This is a genomic window from Streptomyces sp. NPDC004752 (assembly GCF_053601275.1).
On sequence record NZ_JBSGBN010000049.1, the window covers coordinates 48999 to 64334 of the forward strand.

28 protein-coding genes are annotated in these 15336 nt (G+C 66.4%); all 28 read left to right on the top strand.

The genetic code is table 11. The annotated features are described in order from the left end of the window. The first annotated feature begins 523 nt into the window (after positions 1-523). The 28 genes from rpsJ (at position 524) to rpsK (ending at position 15108) form a co-directional block, all read left to right on the top strand. A complete protein-coding gene (rpsJ, locus tag ACWEKM_RS21445) occupies positions 524-832 on the top strand; it encodes a 30S ribosomal protein S10 (RefSeq protein ID WP_003948644.1) in 309 nt (102 codons plus the stop codon). An 18-nt stretch (positions 833-850) separates the two neighbouring features. Next, the gene (gene rplC, locus ACWEKM_RS21450) at positions 851-1495 is read left to right on the top strand and encodes a 50S ribosomal protein L3 (RefSeq protein ID WP_451622784.1); all 645 of its coding nucleotides are present in this window, start codon (positions 851-853) and stop codon (positions 1493-1495) included. 8 nt (positions 1496-1503) lie between these two features. Continuing rightward, a complete protein-coding gene (rplD, locus tag ACWEKM_RS21455) occupies positions 1504-2169 on the top strand; it encodes a 50S ribosomal protein L4 (RefSeq protein ID WP_451622785.1) in 666 nt (221 codons plus the stop codon). Next, a complete protein-coding gene (gene rplW, locus ACWEKM_RS21460) occupies positions 2169-2588 on the top strand; it encodes a 50S ribosomal protein L23 (RefSeq protein ID WP_451622786.1) in 420 nt (139 codons plus the stop codon). The genes rplD and rplW overlap by 1 nt, the downstream gene beginning before the upstream one ends. 50 nt (positions 2589-2638) lie before the next feature. Next, complete coding sequence (gene rplB, locus ACWEKM_RS21465) at positions 2639-3475, top strand: 50S ribosomal protein L2 (RefSeq protein ID WP_451622787.1); 837 nt, start codon at positions 2639-2641, stop codon at positions 3473-3475. 12 nt (positions 3476-3487) lie between these two features. Continuing rightward, positions 3488-3769 (top strand): 30S ribosomal protein S19, encoded by a 282-nt coding sequence (gene rpsS, locus ACWEKM_RS21470; RefSeq protein WP_003948639.1) that lies wholly within the window; start codon positions 3488-3490, stop codon positions 3767-3769. A gap of 43 nt (positions 3770-3812) precedes the next feature. After that, positions 3813-4160, top strand: a complete 348-nt coding sequence (gene rplV, locus ACWEKM_RS21475) for a 50S ribosomal protein L22 (protein ID WP_121894851.1) — start codon at positions 3813-3815, stop codon at positions 4158-4160. Next, positions 4160-4990: a 30S ribosomal protein S3 gene (gene rpsC / locus ACWEKM_RS21480; protein WP_451622788.1), complete on the top strand. Its 831-nt coding sequence runs from the start codon at positions 4160-4162 to the stop codon at positions 4988-4990. The genes rplV and rpsC overlap by 1 nt, the downstream gene beginning before the upstream one ends. A 5-nt stretch (positions 4991-4995) precedes the next feature. Further along, complete coding sequence (rplP, locus tag ACWEKM_RS21485; protein WP_009327094.1) at positions 4996-5415, top strand: 50S ribosomal protein L16; 420 nt, start codon at positions 4996-4998, stop codon at positions 5413-5415. Beyond that, positions 5415-5639, top strand: a complete 225-nt coding sequence (gene rpmC / locus ACWEKM_RS21490) for a 50S ribosomal protein L29 (RefSeq protein WP_121894850.1) — start codon at positions 5415-5417, stop codon at positions 5637-5639. The genes rplP and rpmC overlap by 1 nt, the downstream gene beginning before the upstream one ends. Beyond that, a complete protein-coding gene (gene rpsQ / locus ACWEKM_RS21495) occupies positions 5639-5920 on the top strand; it encodes a 30S ribosomal protein S17 (protein WP_451622789.1) in 282 nt (93 codons plus the stop codon). Before rpmC ends, rpsQ begins: the two co-directional genes overlap by 1 nt. A 104-nt stretch (positions 5921-6024) precedes the next feature. Then, complete coding sequence (rplN, locus tag ACWEKM_RS21500) at positions 6025-6393, top strand: 50S ribosomal protein L14 (protein WP_003998823.1); 369 nt, start codon at positions 6025-6027, stop codon at positions 6391-6393. Between the two features lie 2 nt (positions 6394-6395). Beyond that, the gene (rplX, locus tag ACWEKM_RS21505) at positions 6396-6719 is read left to right on the top strand and encodes a 50S ribosomal protein L24 (RefSeq protein ID WP_451622790.1); all 324 of its coding nucleotides are present in this window, start codon (positions 6396-6398) and stop codon (positions 6717-6719) included. Further along, on the top strand, positions 6719-7276 hold the full coding sequence (gene rplE, locus ACWEKM_RS21510) for a 50S ribosomal protein L5 (protein ID WP_351735978.1): 558 nt from the start codon (positions 6719-6721) through the stop codon (positions 7274-7276). Before rplX ends, rplE begins: the two co-directional genes overlap by 1 nt. Positions 7277-7281: 5 nt before the next feature. After that, the gene (locus ACWEKM_RS21515) at positions 7282-7467 is read left to right on the top strand and encodes a type Z 30S ribosomal protein S14 (RefSeq protein WP_003948630.1); all 186 of its coding nucleotides are present in this window, start codon (positions 7282-7284) and stop codon (positions 7465-7467) included. Positions 7468-7710: 243 nt separating this feature from the next. Then, the gene (rpsH, locus tag ACWEKM_RS21520) at positions 7711-8109 is read left to right on the top strand and encodes a 30S ribosomal protein S8 (protein WP_388373654.1); all 399 of its coding nucleotides are present in this window, start codon (positions 7711-7713) and stop codon (positions 8107-8109) included. Positions 8110-8133: 24 nt separating this feature from the next. Next, on the top strand, positions 8134-8673 hold the full coding sequence (gene rplF / locus ACWEKM_RS21525) for a 50S ribosomal protein L6 (protein WP_451622791.1): 540 nt from the start codon (positions 8134-8136) through the stop codon (positions 8671-8673). Between the two features lie 3 nt (positions 8674-8676). Beyond that, positions 8677-9060 carry a 50S ribosomal protein L18 gene (rplR, locus tag ACWEKM_RS21530; protein WP_451622792.1) on the top strand — a complete coding sequence of 128 codons (384 nt, stop codon included), beginning with the start codon at positions 8677-8679 and terminating at the stop codon, positions 9058-9060. 36 nt (positions 9061-9096) lie between these two features. Beyond that, positions 9097-9702, top strand: coding sequence for a 30S ribosomal protein S5 (gene rpsE / locus ACWEKM_RS21535; RefSeq protein WP_007494753.1), 606 nt, complete (start codon positions 9097-9099; stop codon positions 9700-9702). Further along, positions 9702-9884: a 50S ribosomal protein L30 gene (gene rpmD, locus ACWEKM_RS21540; protein WP_039656212.1), complete on the top strand. Its 183-nt coding sequence runs from the start codon at positions 9702-9704 to the stop codon at positions 9882-9884. Before rpsE ends, rpmD begins: the two co-directional genes overlap by 1 nt. 2 nt (positions 9885-9886) lie before the next feature. After that, the gene (rplO, locus tag ACWEKM_RS21545) at positions 9887-10342 is read left to right on the top strand and encodes a 50S ribosomal protein L15 (protein WP_366015822.1); all 456 of its coding nucleotides are present in this window, start codon (positions 9887-9889) and stop codon (positions 10340-10342) included. Positions 10343-10576: 234 nt separating this feature from the next. Next, a complete protein-coding gene (secY, locus tag ACWEKM_RS21550; protein WP_451622793.1) occupies positions 10577-11890 on the top strand; it encodes a preprotein translocase subunit SecY in 1314 nt (437 codons plus the stop codon). Further along, positions 11890-12552 carry an adenylate kinase gene (locus ACWEKM_RS21555; protein ID WP_451622794.1) on the top strand — a complete coding sequence of 221 codons (663 nt, stop codon included), beginning with the start codon at positions 11890-11892 and terminating at the stop codon, positions 12550-12552. Before secY ends, ACWEKM_RS21555 begins: the two co-directional genes overlap by 1 nt. 128 nt (positions 12553-12680) lie before the next feature. Continuing rightward, positions 12681-13517, top strand: a complete 837-nt coding sequence (map, locus tag ACWEKM_RS21560; RefSeq protein WP_451622795.1) for a type I methionyl aminopeptidase — start codon at positions 12681-12683, stop codon at positions 13515-13517. A 157-nt stretch (positions 13518-13674) separates the two neighbouring features. Next, the gene (gene infA, locus ACWEKM_RS21565) at positions 13675-13896 is read left to right on the top strand and encodes a translation initiation factor IF-1 (protein WP_003948620.1); all 222 of its coding nucleotides are present in this window, start codon (positions 13675-13677) and stop codon (positions 13894-13896) included. 60 nt (positions 13897-13956) lie between these two features. Further along, positions 13957-14070 (top strand): 50S ribosomal protein L36, encoded by a 114-nt coding sequence (gene rpmJ, locus ACWEKM_RS21570; protein WP_003998809.1) that lies wholly within the window; start codon positions 13957-13959, stop codon positions 14068-14070. Between the two features lie 187 nt (positions 14071-14257). After that, positions 14258-14638, top strand: coding sequence for a 30S ribosomal protein S13 (gene rpsM / locus ACWEKM_RS21575; protein ID WP_116148529.1), 381 nt, complete (start codon positions 14258-14260; stop codon positions 14636-14638). 65 nt (positions 14639-14703) lie between these two features. Beyond that, positions 14704-15108 (top strand): 30S ribosomal protein S11, encoded by a 405-nt coding sequence (rpsK, locus tag ACWEKM_RS21580; protein ID WP_003956432.1) that lies wholly within the window; start codon positions 14704-14706, stop codon positions 15106-15108. Positions 15109-15336: the final 228 nt, after the last annotated feature.

The window sequence follows — 15336 nt, forward strand, 5'->3', positions numbered from 1 at the left end:
CCTCGTGCACTCGCCCCTCCTGCCTGTCCCTATGAGCACGTACGCATATGGCGTACGGTCCCAGACGCACCCAGTAACGCTGCGTATCCAAAGCAGTGCCACTGGCGGCAGCCGTGGGTTTGACCTAAGTCACGCCCGGGGTAACCTCTTCGGCTCGATTGGCGTCGGTCAAGGGCCCTGTGGCAGACTGTCCGAGTTGCTCGGTCGAGTGTTGATGTTGCGCGCCTCCCGCCGGGAGGACCGGAAGCGAGTCCCACAGTACTCGTCAACCCCGTGTGGGTTGGACGTACGGGAATCTTCCGGGAAGCGTCGGCGCAGCACCGGCCAGGCGCCCGGTGGGCCTTCCGCCCCCGGTCTGCGGTTCCGGAAGGGCCGTGCGCATTCCCCGCAGGGATGTTCGAACAAGGGGCATCTGTGTCAGCGGGAACGCGACACGCCCGACCGCGTGGGTCGGAGCAGGCGAAGGAAACGAAGGGAACACCGGGTTCCAGAGCGTGAGAAGAGACAGGACTGCTGAGTAGCCATGGCGGGACAGAAGATCCGCATCCGGCTCAAGGCCTACGACCACGAGGTCATCGACTCCTCGGCGAAGAAGATCGTCGAGACGGTGACCCGTACTGGTGCGTCGGTCGCGGGCCCGGTGCCGCTGCCCACTGAGAAGAACGTGTACTGCGTCATCAAGTCGCCGCACAAGTACAAGGACTCGCGCGAGCACTTCGAGATGCGCACGCACAAGCGCCTGATCGACATCCTCGACCCGACCCCCAAGACCGTTGACTCTCTGATGCGACTCGACCTCCCGGCCGGTGTCGACATCGAGATCAAGCTCTGAGGCGCGGTGATCTGAGAGATGGCTAAGCAGATCAAGGGCATCCTGGGCGAGAAGCTCGGCATGACGCAGGTGTGGGACGAGAACAACCGCGTTGTTCCCGTCACCGTCGTCAAGGCCGGACCCAACGTCGTCACCCAGGTCCGTACCAATGACGCCGACGGCTACGAGTCCGTCCAGATCGCCTTCGGCGAGATCGACCCGCGCAAGGTGAACAAGCCCCTCAAGGGCCACTTCGCCAAGGCCGACGTCACCCCGCGTCGTCACCTCGTCGAGATCCGCACGTCGGACGCCTCCGAGTACACGCTGGGCCAGGAAGTCACCGCCGAGGTGTTCGAGGCCGGCGTCAAGGTCGACGTCACCGGCAAGAGCAAGGGCAAGGGCTTCGCCGGTGTCATGAAGCGCCACAACTTCCGTGGCCTCGGCGCCGGGCACGGTACCCAGCGCAAGCACCGCTCCCCCGGCTCCATCGGTGGCTGCGCCACCCCGGGCCGCGTGTTCAAGGGCCTCCGCATGGCGGGTCGCATGGGCAACGAGCGGGTCACCACCCAGAACCTGACCGTCCACGCCGTTGACGCGGAGAAGGGTCTGCTGCTCATCAAGGGCGCGGTTCCCGGTCCGAACGGCGGCCTCGTCCTGGTCCGCACCGCGGCCAAGGGGGCCTGAGGTAACCGATGAGCACTGTTGACATCCTTTCGCCGGCGGGCGAGAAGGCCGGTTCCGTCGAGCTCCCCGCGGAGATCTTCGACGCCAAGGTCAGCGTCCCGCTGATCCACCAGGTCGTCGTCGCGCAGCTGGCCGCCGCCCGCCAGGGCACCCACAAGACCAAGACTCGCGGCGAGGTCCGTGGTGGTGGCAGGAAGCCCTACCGCCAGAAGGGCACCGGTCGCGCCCGCCAGGGTTCGACCCGCGCGCCGCAGTTCGCCGGCGGTGGCGTCGTACACGGCCCGCAGCCACGTGACTACTCGCAGCGGACCCCGAAGAAGATGAAGGCCGCCGCCCTGCGCGGTGCCCTCACCGACCGGGCCCGTCACGACCGCATCCACGTCGTCGCCGGCGTGGTCGAGGGCGAGACCCCCAGCACGAAGGCCGCCCGGAGCCTGTTCGGCAAGATCAGCGAGCGCAAGAACCTGCTCCTGGTCGTCGACCGCGCCGACGAGGCCGCGTGGCTGTCCGCCCGCAACCTGCCCCAGGTCCACATCCTGGAGCCGGGCCAGCTGAACACGTACGACGTTCTCGTCTCGGACGACGTGGTCTTCACCCAGGCCGCTTTCGAGTCCTTCGTGTCCGGCGCGCCTTCCGCCGCGCGGAGCAATGACACCGAAGGGAGCGAGGTCTGATGGCAGTCCGTCACCCCGCTATCGCCTCGAAGGCCGCCAAGGCCGCCAAGGCCGCGCGCGTCGCCAAGGCGAGGCGCCACGCCACCGAGGGCAAGAACACCGTCGTCACCCCGGCGAGCAAGGCGTACACGGACCCCCGTGACGTCCTGCTCAAGCCGGTCGTGTCCGAGAAGAGCTACGCGCTCCTCGACGAGAACAAGTACACGTTCATCGTCGACCCGAACGCCAACAAGACCCAGATCAAGCAGGCCGTCCAGGCGGTCTTCTCGGTCAAGGTCACCGGGGTCAACACGATCAACCGCCAGGGCAAGCGCAAGCGCACGAAGACCGGTTTCGGCCAGCGCGCCGCCACCAAGCGCGCCATCGTGACCCTTGCCGAGGGCGACCGCATCGACATCTTCGGCGGTCCGACCGCGTAAGCGGGTCGGATCGTCCAGATAATCGGGAATCTTCCGAGGACTGAGAGACAATGGGAATCCGCAAGTACAAGCCGACTACGCCGGGCCGTCGTGGCGCCAGCGTCGCCGACTTCGTCGAGGTCACGCGGTCCACGCCGGAGAAGTCGCTGGTCCGCCCCCTGCACAGCAAGGGCGGCCGTAACAACGCCGGTCGTGTGACCGTTCGCCACCAGGGTGGCGGACACAAGCGCGCCTACCGTCTGATCGACTTCCGTCGGCACGACAAGGACGGCGTGCCGGCGAAGGTCGCGCACATCGAGTACGACCCCAACCGCACCGCGCGCATCGCGCTGCTGCACTACGCGGACGGCGAGAAGCGCTACATCCTCGCGCCGCGTGGCCTGAGCCAGGGCGACCGCGTCGAGAACGGTCCCGGGGCCGACATCAAGCCGGGCAACAACCTCGCCCTGCGCAACATCCCGGTCGGTACCACCCTGCACGCCATCGAGCTGCGTCCGGGCGGCGGCGCCAAGTTCGCCCGCTCGGCCGGTGCCTCCGTGCAGCTGCTCGCGAAGGAGGGCTCCATGGCCCACCTGCGCATGCCGTCCGGTGAGATCCGCCTGGTCGACGTCCGCTGCCGCGCCACCGTCGGCGAGGTCGGCAACGCCGAGCAGTCGAACATCAACTGGGGCAAGGCGGGCCGCAAGCGGTGGCTGGGCGTTCGTCCGACCGTCCGTGGTGTGGTCATGAACCCGGTCGACCACCCGCACGGTGGTGGTGAGGGCCGGACCTCCGGTGGTCGCCACCCCGTGTCCCCGTGGGGCAAGAAGGAAGGCCGTACTCGTTCGCCCAAGAAGGCGTCGAACAAGTACATCGTCCGCCGCCGCAAGACGAACAAGAAGCGCTAAGGACGGGTTGAGATGCCGCGTAGCTTGAAGAAGGGGCCCTTCGTCGACGACCACCTGATCAAGAAGGTGGACGTACAGAACGAAGCCGGCACCAAGAACGTCATCAAGACCTGGTCCCGCCGCTCGATGATCGTCCCGGCCATGCTCGGCCACACGATCGCGGTGCACAACGGCAAGACCCACATCCCGGTGTTCGTCACCGAGTCGATGGTCGGCCACAAGCTCGGCGAGTTCTCGCCGACCCGCACCTTCCGGGGCCACGTCAAGGACGACCGGAAGTCGAAGCGCCGCTAGTAGCGGATCGCATTCAGACACGTAAGTAACTGAAGGGACAACCATGGAAGCCAGGGCCCAGGCGCGGTACATCCGCGTCACGCCCATGAAGGCCCGCCGCGTGGTGGACCTCATCCGTGGCATGGACGCCACGGAGGCCCAGGCTGTTCTGCGATTCGCTCCGCAGGCAGCCTCCGTGCCGGTCGGCAAGGTGCTCGACAGCGCCATCGCCAACGCCGCGCACAACTACGACCACTCCGACGCCGACTCGCTGTTCGTCTCCGAGGCGTACGTCGACGAGGGCCCGACCCTGAAGCGGTTCCGGCCGCGGGCCCAGGGCCGCGCCTACCGGATCCGCAAGCGGACCAGCCACATCACCGTGGTCGTCAGCAGCAAGGAAGGAACCCGGTAATGGGCCAGAAGGTAAACCCGCATGGGTTCCGGCTCGGTGTCACCACCGACTTCAAGTCGCGCTGGTACGCCGACAAGCTGTACAAGGACTACGTCAAGGAAGACGTCGCCATCCGTCGGATGATGACGTCCGGCATGGAGCGCGCCGGCATCTCCAAGGTCGAGATCGAGCGCACCCGTGACCGCGTCCGCGTCGACATCCACACCGCGCGTCCGGGCATCGTCATCGGCCGCCGCGGCGCCGAGGCCGACCGCATCCGCGGTGACCTGGAGAAGCTGACCGGCAAGCAGGTCCAGCTGAACATCCTTGAGGTCAAGAACCCGGAGACGGACGCTCAGCTGGTGGCCCAGGCCGTCGCCGAGCAGCTGTCCTCCCGCGTCTCCTTCCGCCGCGCCATGCGCAAGAGCATGCAGTCGGCGATGAAGGCGGGCGCCAAGGGCATCAAGATCCAGTGCGGTGGCCGCCTCGGCGGCGCCGAGATGTCCCGCTCGGAGTTCTACCGCGAGGGCCGTGTGCCCCTGCACACGCTCCGCGCAAACGTGGACTACGGCTTCTTCGAGGCCAAGACGACCTTCGGCCGTATCGGCGTGAAGGTCTGGATCTACAAGGGCGACGTCAAGAACATCGCCGAGGTCCGCGCCGAGAACGCCGCCGCCCGTGCGGGTAACCGCCCGGCGCGTGGCGGTGCCGACCGCCCGGCCCGTGGTGGCCGCGGTGGCGAGCGGCGCGGTCGCAAGCCGCAGCAGGCTGCCGGCGCCGAGGCCCCCAAGGCGGAGTCCTCGGCGGCCCCCGCAGCCGCTCCGGCTGAGAGCACCGGAACGGAGGGCTGACCGACATGCTGATCCCCCGTAGGGTCAAGCACCGCAAGCAGCACCACCCGAAGCGCAGCGGCGCTGCCAAGGGTGGCACGCAGGTCGCGTTCGGTGAGTACGGCATCCAGGCGCTGACCCCGGCGTACGTCACGAACCGCCAGATCGAGGCGGCTCGTATCGCCATGACCCGTCACATCAAGCGTGGCGGCAAGGTCTGGATCAACATCTACCCGGACCGTCCGCTGACGAAGAAGCCGGCCGAGACCCGCATGGGTTCCGGTAAGGGCTCTCCGGAGTGGTGGATCGCCAACGTCAAGCCCGGACGCGTGATGTTCGAGCTGTCGTACCCCAACGAGAAGATCGCCCGTGAGGCGCTGACCCGTGCGGCCCACAAGCTGCCGATGAAGTGCCGGATCGTCAAGCGCGAGGCAGGTGAAGCGTGATGTCGGCCGGTACCAAGGCGTCCGAGCTGCGCGAGCTGGGCAACGAGGAGCTGCTGGACAAGCTCCGCGAGGCCAAGGAAGAGCTGTTCAACCTCCGCTTCCAGGCGGCGACGGGTCAGCTTGAGAACCATGGCCGTCTGAAGGCGGTCCGCAAGGACATCGCGCGGATCTACACCCTGATGCGCGAGCGTGAGCTGGGCATCGAAACGGTGGAGAGCGCCTGATGAGCGAGAACAACGTGACTGCAAAGACCGAGCGCAACGCCCGCAAGACCCGTGAGGGCCTGGTCGTCAGCGACAAGATGGACAAGACCGTCGTCGTCGCCGTCGAGGACCGTGTGAAGCACGCGCTGTACGGCAAGGTCATCCGCCGTACCAACAAGCTCAAGGCGCACGACGAGCAGAACGCCGCCGGTATCGGTGACCGCGTCCTCCTGATGGAGACGCGGAAGCTGTCCGCCACCAAGCACTGGCGCGTCGTCGAGATCCTCGAAAAGGCCAAGTAGTAATTCCTGCGGGGCAGTTGCCTCGCAGGTCAGTTCCGCCAGGCTCGGCAGGGGTTCGGTAGCAGAACCCCTGCCGGGAACCGGCAGACAAACAGGAGATAGACGTGATCCAGCAGGAGTCGCGGCTGCGTGTCGCCGACAACACGGGTGCGAAGGAGATTCTCTGCATCCGTGTGCTCGGTGGCTCCGGTCGCCGCTACGCGGGCATCGGTGACGTCATCGTCGCCACCGTCAAGGACGCGATCCCCGGTGGCAACGTGAAGAAGGGTGACGTCGTCAAGGCGGTCATCGTTCGCACCGTCAAGGAGCGCCGCCGTCCGGACGGCTCGTACATCCGCTTCGACGAGAATGCCGCCGTCATTCTGAAGAACGACGGCGACCCTCGCGGCACCCGCATCTTCGGCCCGGTCGGCCGTGAGCTGCGCGAGAAGAAGTTCATGAAGATCATCTCGCTCGCGCCGGAGGTGCTGTAAGCATGAAGATCAAGAAGGGCGACCTGGTCCAGGTCATCACCGGCAAGGACAAGGGCAAGCAGGGCAAGGTCATCGCCGCCTACCCGCGCGAGGACCGCGTCCTGGTCGAGGGTGTCAACCGGGTCAAGAAGCACACCAAGGCCGGTCCGACGGCTGGTGGTTCCCAGGCCGGCGGCATCGTGACCACCGAGGCGCCGATCCACATCTCCAACGTCCAGCTGGTCGTGGAGAAGGACGGCAAGAAGGTCGTCACGCGTGTCGGCTACCGCTTCGACGAAGAGGGCAACAAGATCCGCGTTGCCAAGCGGACGGGTGAGGACATCTGATGGCTACCACCACCATTCCGCGTCTGAAGACGAAGTACCGCGACGAGATCGCCCCGAAGCTGCGTGACGAGTTCAAGTACGAGAACGTCATGCAGATCCCGGGCCTCGTCAAGATCGTGGTCAACATGGGTGTGGGCGACGCCGCCCGCGACTCCAAGCTGATCGAGGGCGCCATCCGCGACCTCACCACGATCACCGGTCAGAAGCCGGCCGTCACCAAGGCCCGCAAGTCCATCGCGCAGTTCAAGCTGCGCGAGGGGCAGCCGATCGGTGCCCACGTCACGCTCCGTGGCGACCGCATGTGGGAGTTCCTGGACCGCACCCTGTCGCTCGCGCTGCCGCGCATCCGCGACTTCCGCGGTCTGTCCCCCAAGCAGTTCGACGGCCGTGGCAACTACACCTTCGGTCTCACCGAGCAGGTCATGTTCCACGAGATCGACCAGGACAAGATCGACCGCGTCCGGGGTATGGACATCACCGTGGTCACCACGGCGACCAACGACGCTGAGGGCCGCGCGCTCCTTCGTCACCTCGGCTTCCCGTTCAAGGAGGCGTGAGCGAGATGGCGAAGAAGGCTCTGATTGCCAAGGCTGCTCGCAAGCCCAAGTTCGGTGTGCGTGGCTACACCCGCTGCCAGCGCTGTGGCCGTCCGCACTCCGTGTACCGCAAGTTCGGCCTGTGCCGCGTGTGCCTTCGTGAGATGGCGCACCGTGGCGAGCTGCCGGGCGTGACCAAGAGCTCTTGGTAATCCCGGCAGTTCGGGATTCTCAAGGCTCTCGGTAAGCAGTGGGCGCGTGTCGGGTGCCCTTCGCTCCATGGCTTAGGCTTGGAGGGTTGGGCGCCTGACCGCCGCCCGTAACACCCGTGGGCAGGACCCACTAATGTTTGCTTACTACGCCGTAGGTCCACCGCGCCGCACCCGTCCCGTCTCGGATCGGGGAGAGGGACGGCGCACCAGGAAACCCCGGCGAGAGAGGCCGAAGGCCAATTCATGACCATGACTGATCCGATCGCAGACATGCTGACGCGTCTGCGGAACGCGAACTCGGCGTACCACGACACCGTGGGGATGCCGCACTCGAAGATCAAGTCGCACATCGCGGAGATCCTCCAGCAGGAGGGCTTCATCACGGGCTGGCGCGTCGAGGACGCCGAGGTGGGCAAGAACCTCGTCCTGGACCTGAAGTTCGGCCCCAACCGTGAGCGCTCCATCGCGGGCATCAAGCGGATCTCCAAGCCCGGTCTCCGGGTGTACGCGAAGTCCACCAACCTGCCGAAGGTGCTCGGCGGCCTGGGCGTGGCGATCATCTCCACGTCGCACGGGCTCCTCACCGACAAGCAGGCCGGCAAGAAGGGCGTGGGCGGGGAAGTCCTCGCCTACGTCTGGTAGCAGAAGGGAACGGAGGAAACAGCTATGTCGCGCATCGGCAAGCTCCCCATCGCGGTTCCCGCCGGCGTGGATGTCACCATCGACGGCCGTACGGTCGCGGTCAAGGGCCCCAAGGGCTCGCTGACCCACACCGTCGTGGCGCCGATCGAGATCGCCAAGGGTGAGGACGGCGTGCTCAACGTCACCCGCCCCAACGACGAGCGTCAGAACAAGGCCCTGCACGGCCTGTCCCGCACGCTGGTGGCGAACATGATCACCGGCGTGACCCAGGGTTACGTGAAGAAGCTCGAAATCAGTGGTGTCGGTTACCGCGTGACCGCCAAGGGCTCGAACCTGGAGTTCGCCCTCGGTTACAGCCACCCGATCCTGGTCGAGGCCCCCGAAGGCATCACCTTCAAGGTGGAGAACCCGACCCGTTTCTCGGTCGAGGGCATCGACAAGCAGAAGGTCGGCGAGGTCGCGGCCAACATCCGCAAGCTGCGCAAGCCGGACCCGTACAAGGCCAAGGGCGTCAAGTACGAGGGCGAAGTCATCCGCCGCAAGGTCGGAAAGGCGGGTAAGTAAGCCATGGCATACGGGCAGAAGATCCTCAAGGGCGACGCCTACAAGCGCGCCGCGATCAAGCGCCGTCACATCCGGATCCGCAAGCGGATCTCGGGCACGGCGGAGCGCCCCCGTCTGGTCGTGACCCGCTCCAACCGTCACATCGTGGCGCAGGTGATCGACGACCTGAAGGGCCACACCGTGGCGTCGGCGTCCACCCTGGACACCTCGATCCGCGGTGCCGAGGGCGACAAGTCCGCGCAGGCCAAGCAGGTCGGCGCCCTGGTCGCCGAGCGCGCCAGGGCCGCCGGTGTCGAGGCCGTCGTGTTCGACCGTGGTGGCAACCAGTACGCCGGGCGCATCGCCGCCCTGGCGGACGCCGCCCGCGAAGCCGGGCTCAAGTTCTGAGCCGCTTGTAGCTAGCGGAAAGAGAGAGGTAATCCAATGGCTGGACCCCAGCGCCGCGGAGGCGGTGCCGGTGGCGGCGAGCGGCGGGACCGGAAGGGCCGTGACGGCGGCGCTGCTGCCGCCGAGAAGACCGCGTACGTTGAGCGCGTCGTCGCGATCAACCGCGTCGCCAAGGTTGTGAAGGGTGGTCGTCGCTTCAGCTTCACCGCGCTGGTCGTGGTGGGCGACGGTGACGGCACCGTGGGTGTCGGATACGGCAAGGCCAAGGAGGTGCCGGCCGCCATCGCCAAGGGCGTTGAGGAGGCCAAGAAGCACTTCTTCAAGGTCCCGCGGATCCAGGGCACCATCCCGCACCCCATCCAGGGTGAGAAGGCCGCCGGTGTCGTGCTGCTCAAGCCCGCGTCGCCCGGTACCGGTGTGATCGCCGGTGGTCCGGTGCGTGCCGTGCTGGAGTGCGCCGGTATCCACGACATCCTGTCGAAGTCGCTCGGCTCCGACAACGCGATCAACATCGTGCACGCGACGGTGGCGGCCCTGAAGGGCCTGCAGCGTCCCGAGGAGGTCGCGGCCCGCCGTGGTCTGCCCCTGGAGGACGTGGCCCCCGCGGCCCTGCTGCGTGCGCGTGCCGGGGCGGGTGCGTGATGGCACAGCTGAAGATCACGCAGGTCAAGTCCTACATCGGCAGCAAGCAGAACCACCGTGACACCCTGCGGTCGCTTGGTCTCAAGGGGATCAACACCGTGGTCGTCAAGGAGGACCGTCCCGAGTTCCGCGGCATGGTGCACACCGTCCGCCACCTCGTGTCGGTCGAGGAGGTCGACTGATCATGGCGGAACAGAACCCGCTCAAGATCCACAACCTCCGTCCCGCCCCGGGCGCCAAGACCGCCAAGACCCGTGTCGGTCGTGGTGAGGCGTCGAAGGGTAAGACGGCCGGTCGTGGTACCAAGGGCACCAAGGCCCGTTACCAGGTTCCGGAGCGCTTCGAGGGCGGCCAGATGCCGCTGCACATGCGCCTCCCGAAGCTGAAGGGCTTCAAGAACCCGTTCAAGACCGAGTACCAGGTCGTGAACCTCGACAAGCTGGCCGCGCTCTACCCCGAGGGTGGCGAGGTCACGGTCGAGGGTCTGGTGGCCAAGGGCGCCGTTCGCAAGAACAGCCTGGTCAAGGTGCTCGGCCAGGGCGAGATCTCGGTGGCGCTGCAGGTGACGGTCGACGCCGTCTCCGGCTCCGCCAAGGAGAAGATCGCCGCGGCCGGCGGCACCGTCACCGAGCTCGTCTGACCCACTCGGGCGACTCGATGACCTGAACGATCCCGACCGGGGATACTCCACAAAAGGGGTATCCCCGGTCGGTCGTTCCAAGGGAAGCGGTGTCGCCGGTAAGGTTGCCTGCACTGCCCACTTTCACTGGGGGCCTCGCATGGGGCACTCTGAGCGGCAGTTGACCGTTCCTTATTCGTCGAACCTCAAGACCGTCACCCTTGACGCAGTTGCGCGGGGGTCGCAGGAGGCACCGTGCTCACCGCGTTCGCCCGGGCGTTCAGGACGCCCGACCTGCGCAAGAAGCTGCTCTTCACGCTGGGCATCATCGTGGTCTACCGGGTCGGTACCCACATCCCGATCCCCGGCGTCAACTACCAAGCCGTCCAGCAGTGCGTGAACGAGGCATCCGGCAACCAGGGCCTCTTCGGTCTCGTCAACATGTTCAGCGGCGGCGCGCTGCTGCAGATCACCGTCTTCGCCCTCGGCATCATGCCGTACATCACGGCGAGCATCATTCTGCAGTTGCTGACCGTGGTCATCCCGCGTCTGGAAGCCCTCAAGAAGGAGGGCCAGGCCGGTACGGCGAAGATCACGCAGTACACCCGTTATCTGACGGTGGCGCTGGCCATCCTCCAGGGCACCGGCCTGGTGGCCACCGCCCGCAGCGGCGCCCTCTTCTCCGGCTGCACGGTCGCGTCGAGCATCGTCCCCGACCAGGCGATCTTCACCACCATCACGATGGTCATCTGCATGACCGCGGGCACGGCCGTCGTGATGTGGCTGGGCGAGCTGGTCACCGACCGCGGCATCGGCAACGGCATGTCGATCCTGATGTTCATCTCGATCGCCGCGACCTTCCCGTCCGCGCTGTGGGCGATCAAGAAGCAGGGCACCCTGGCCGGCGGCTGGATCGAGTTCGGCACCGTCATCGCGGTCGGCCTGATCATGGTCGCGCTCGTGGTCTTCGTCGAGCAGGCCCAGCGCCGCATCCCCGTGCAGTACGCGAAGCGCATGATCGGCCGTCGCTCCTACGGTGGTACGTCCACCTACATTCCGCTGAAGGTCAACCAGGCGGGTGTGATCCCCGTCATCTTCGCGTCCTCGCTGCTCTACATCCCGGCCCTGATCGCCCAGTTCGCCGGCGGCAACTCCGGCTGGAAACAGTGGATCACCGCGAACCTGACCAAGGGCGACCACCCGATCTACATCACCCTCTACTTCTTGCTGATCGTTTTCTTCGCGTTCTTCTATGTGGCGATCTCCTTCAACCCCGAGGAAGTCGCCGACAACATGAAGAAGTATGGTGGCTTCATCCCGGGCATCCGGGCTGGCCGACCGACCGCTGAGTACCTGTCGTACGTACTCAACCGGATCACCTGGCCGGGTTCGCTGTATTTGGGTCTGATCGCTCTCGTACCGACGATGGCGTTGGTTGGCTTCGGGGCAAGCCAGAACTTCCCCTTCGGTGGCACCAGCATCCTGATCATCGTGGGTGTGGGTCTCGAAACGGTGAAGCAGATCGAGAGCCAGCTCCAGCAGCGCAATTACGAAGGGTTCCTCCGCTGATGCGAATCGTCCTCGTCGGGCCGCCGGGTGCCGGTAAGGGAACGCAAGCCGTGCGACTTTCGGAAGAACTGCGCATCCCGCACATCTCCACGGGCGACCTGTTCCGGGCCAACATCAGCCAGCAGACGGAGCTGGGGAAACTCGCGAAGTCCTATATGGACGCCGGCAACCTCGTCCCCGACGAGGTCACCATCGCGATGGCCAAGGACCGCATGGAACAGCAGGACGCCGAGCACGGCTTCCTGCTGGACGGCTTCCCGCGGAACGTCTCCCAGGCCGAGGCGCTGGACGAACTGCTGGAGAGCGAGAGCGTCACGCTGGACGCCGTGCTCGACCTCGAAGTCCCCGAGGACGAGGTGGTCAAGCGGATCGCCGGTCGGCGTACCTGCCGCAACAAGTCGGAACATGTCTTCCATGTGACCTACAGCCCGCCCAAGAAGGAAGGCGTCTGCGACGTCTGCGGCGGCGAGCTGTACCAGCGTGACGACGACTCCGAGGACACCGTCCGCACGCGGCTGGAGGTCTACCACACCCAGACCGAGCCGATCATCGACTACTACAAGGCGCAGGGGCTGGTCGTGACGATCTCCGCCCTGGGCCCGGTCGACGAGATCACCCAGCGGGCGCTGGAAGCGCTCAAGCGGGACGAGGACGACAAGTAAGCCCCCCTCGGGCCGTTCCCGGCCGCGGTGCCCTCCCCCCAGACTTCGTCCGGGGGACCTCCAGGGCGCCGCGGCCGTAGTGTTGTGCAGTAATCGGTTGTCGTGAGTGACGGAGAGCGTAGGCCCCCATGGCGCAGATCAAGACCCCCGAGCAGATCGCCACGATGCGTGCGGCGGGGCTGGTCGTCGCCGCGATCCACGCGGCCACCCGGGAGGCCGCCGTGCCCGGCGCCAGCACCAAGGACCTGGACGAGGTGGCACGCAAGGTGCTCGCCGAGCACAACGCCAAGCCGAACTTCCTCGGGTACGGCGGCTTTCCGGCCACCATCTGCACCTCGGTCAACGAGGTCGTCGTCCATGGCATCCCGTCGGACGAGGTCGTCCTCAAGGACGGCGACATCATCTCCATCGACTGCGGCGCGATCGTGGACGGTTGGCACGGTGACGCGGCCTATACGGCCTTCGTGGGCACCGGTCACGCTCCGGAGCTGGTCGAGCTGTCCCGGGTGACCGAGGAGTCGATGTGGGCCGGGATCGCGGCGATGAAGCAGGGCAACCGGCTCGTCGACGTCTCCCGGGCCATCGAGACCTACATCCGCCGCCAGCCGAAGCCCGGCGGCGGCCGTTACGGGATCATCGAGGACTACGGCGGCCACGGCATCGGCACCGAGATGCACATGGACCCGCACCTGCTGAACTACGTCGACCGCAAGCGCGGCAAAGGCCCCAGGCTGGTCACCGGCTTCTGTCTGGCCATCGAGCCGATGGTCTCGCTGGGCACCCCGAAGACCGAGGTGCTCCAGGACAACTGGACGGTCATCACCACCGACGGCACCTGGTCCTCCCACTGGGAGCACTCCGTCGCCCTGACCGAGCAGGGGCCGCTGGTCCTGACCGCCCCCGACGGCGGCCGGGCCAAGCTGGCGGAGCACGGCATCACGGCCGCCCCCGACCCGCTCGCATAACGATCTCCGGCCCGGGGAAGACTAAGCCTTCCCCGATTCGTCTTTCCTGGTGCCCTGACGTAGACTGACTCGTCGGCTCTCGTGCACCCGCATGTCCGCATGTGCCCGCAAGGGACGCGAGGGAGTCGATCAAGGTAGCCGATTCGAAGGGCGAAGCGTGGCCAAGAAGCAAGGTGCCATCGAGATCGAGGGCACTGTCGTCGAGTCTCTTCCGAACGCCATGTTCAAGGTCGAGCTCCAGAACGGCCACCAGGTCCTGGCACACATCAGCGGCAAGATGCGCATGCACTACATCCGCATCCTCCCTGACGACCGGGTCGTGGTGGAGCTTTCTCCGTACGACCTGACGCGTGGCCGGATCGTCTACCGCTACAAGTAGATCTTGCCCGCGCCCCGGCTCGCCGGGGCGATGGCACTGACCCGGAGAACCTCACATCCCATGAAGGTCAAGCCGAGCGTCAAGAAGATCTGCGACAAGTGCAGGGTGATCCGCCGTCACGGCCGGGTCATGGTCATCTGCGAGAACCCGCGCCACAAGCAGCGCCAGGGCTGACGCACGACCGCACCTCTGCATCACGCAGGACTTCGCGCGACGCAAGCTGAATATGTTCATACGCAGGGCCCGGAACCGTTCGGTTCCGATACCCCCGGCTCGGAGGCCGGGGACCCAGTTCGTACCTGGTACGGCGGCTGGGATCCGGTCCTGCGGAAGACCTCCGACAAGCAACTGGAGCCATTGAATGGCACGCGTTTCCGGTGTCGACATCCCGCGCGAAAAGCGCGTGGAGGTCGCCCTCACCTACGTGTTCGGCATCGGCCGGACCCTCTCGCAGGAGACGCTGGCCGCGACCGGCGTCGACCCGAACACCCGCGTTCGCGACCTGACCGAGGAACAGCTGGTCGCGATTCGCGAGTACGTCGACAACAACATCAAGACCGAGGGTGACCTCCGTCGTGAGATTCAGGCCGACATCCGCCGCAAGGTGGAGATCGGCTGCTACCAGGGTCTCCGTCACCGTCGCGGTCTGCCCGTCCGCGGTCAGCGCACCAGCACCAACGCCCGCACCCGCAAGGGCCCGCGTCGCGCCATCGCCGGCAAGAAGAAGCCGGGCAAGAAGTAGTCCGCAGCGGACACCTGTCCACGGTCTTCGCTGTAGGACCGACCACCTCCCGTAGGAGTTAGAGGATGCCCCCCAAGGGACGTCAGGGCGCTGCCAAGAAGGTGCGCCGCAAGGAAAAGAAGAACGTCGCTCACGGCCACGCGCACATCAAGAGCACGTTCAACAACACGATCGTTTCGATCACGGACCCGTCCGGCAACGTGATCTCCTGGGCCTCCGCCGGCCACGTCGGCTTCAAGGGCTCCCGGAAGTCCACGCCGTTCGCCGCGCAGATGGCCGCCGAGTCGGCCGCCCGCCGCGCCCAGGAGCACGGCATGCGCAAGGTCGACGTGTTTGTGAAGGGCCCGGGTTCCGGTCGTGAGACCGCGATCCGCTCCCTCCAGGCCACGGGCCTTGAGGTCGGCTCCATCCAGGACGTCACCCCGACCCCGCACAACGGCTGCCGTCCGCCGAAGCGCCGCCGCGTCTGACGCGCCTGACGCATCAAGGGTCCGCGAACAGCGGTTCGGGCGGTACGGCCTCCGTACGGGGCCGTACCGCCCGTACCCTTGCCGTATCCGCACCTTTCACGGGTGCGGTTCCCGTCGGACGTCATATAGCGGGCGTCCACGAATGAAGGATCTGATCCACACATGCTGATCGCTCAGCGTCCCTCGTTGACCGAAGAGGTCGTCGACGAGTTCCGTTCCCGGTTCGTG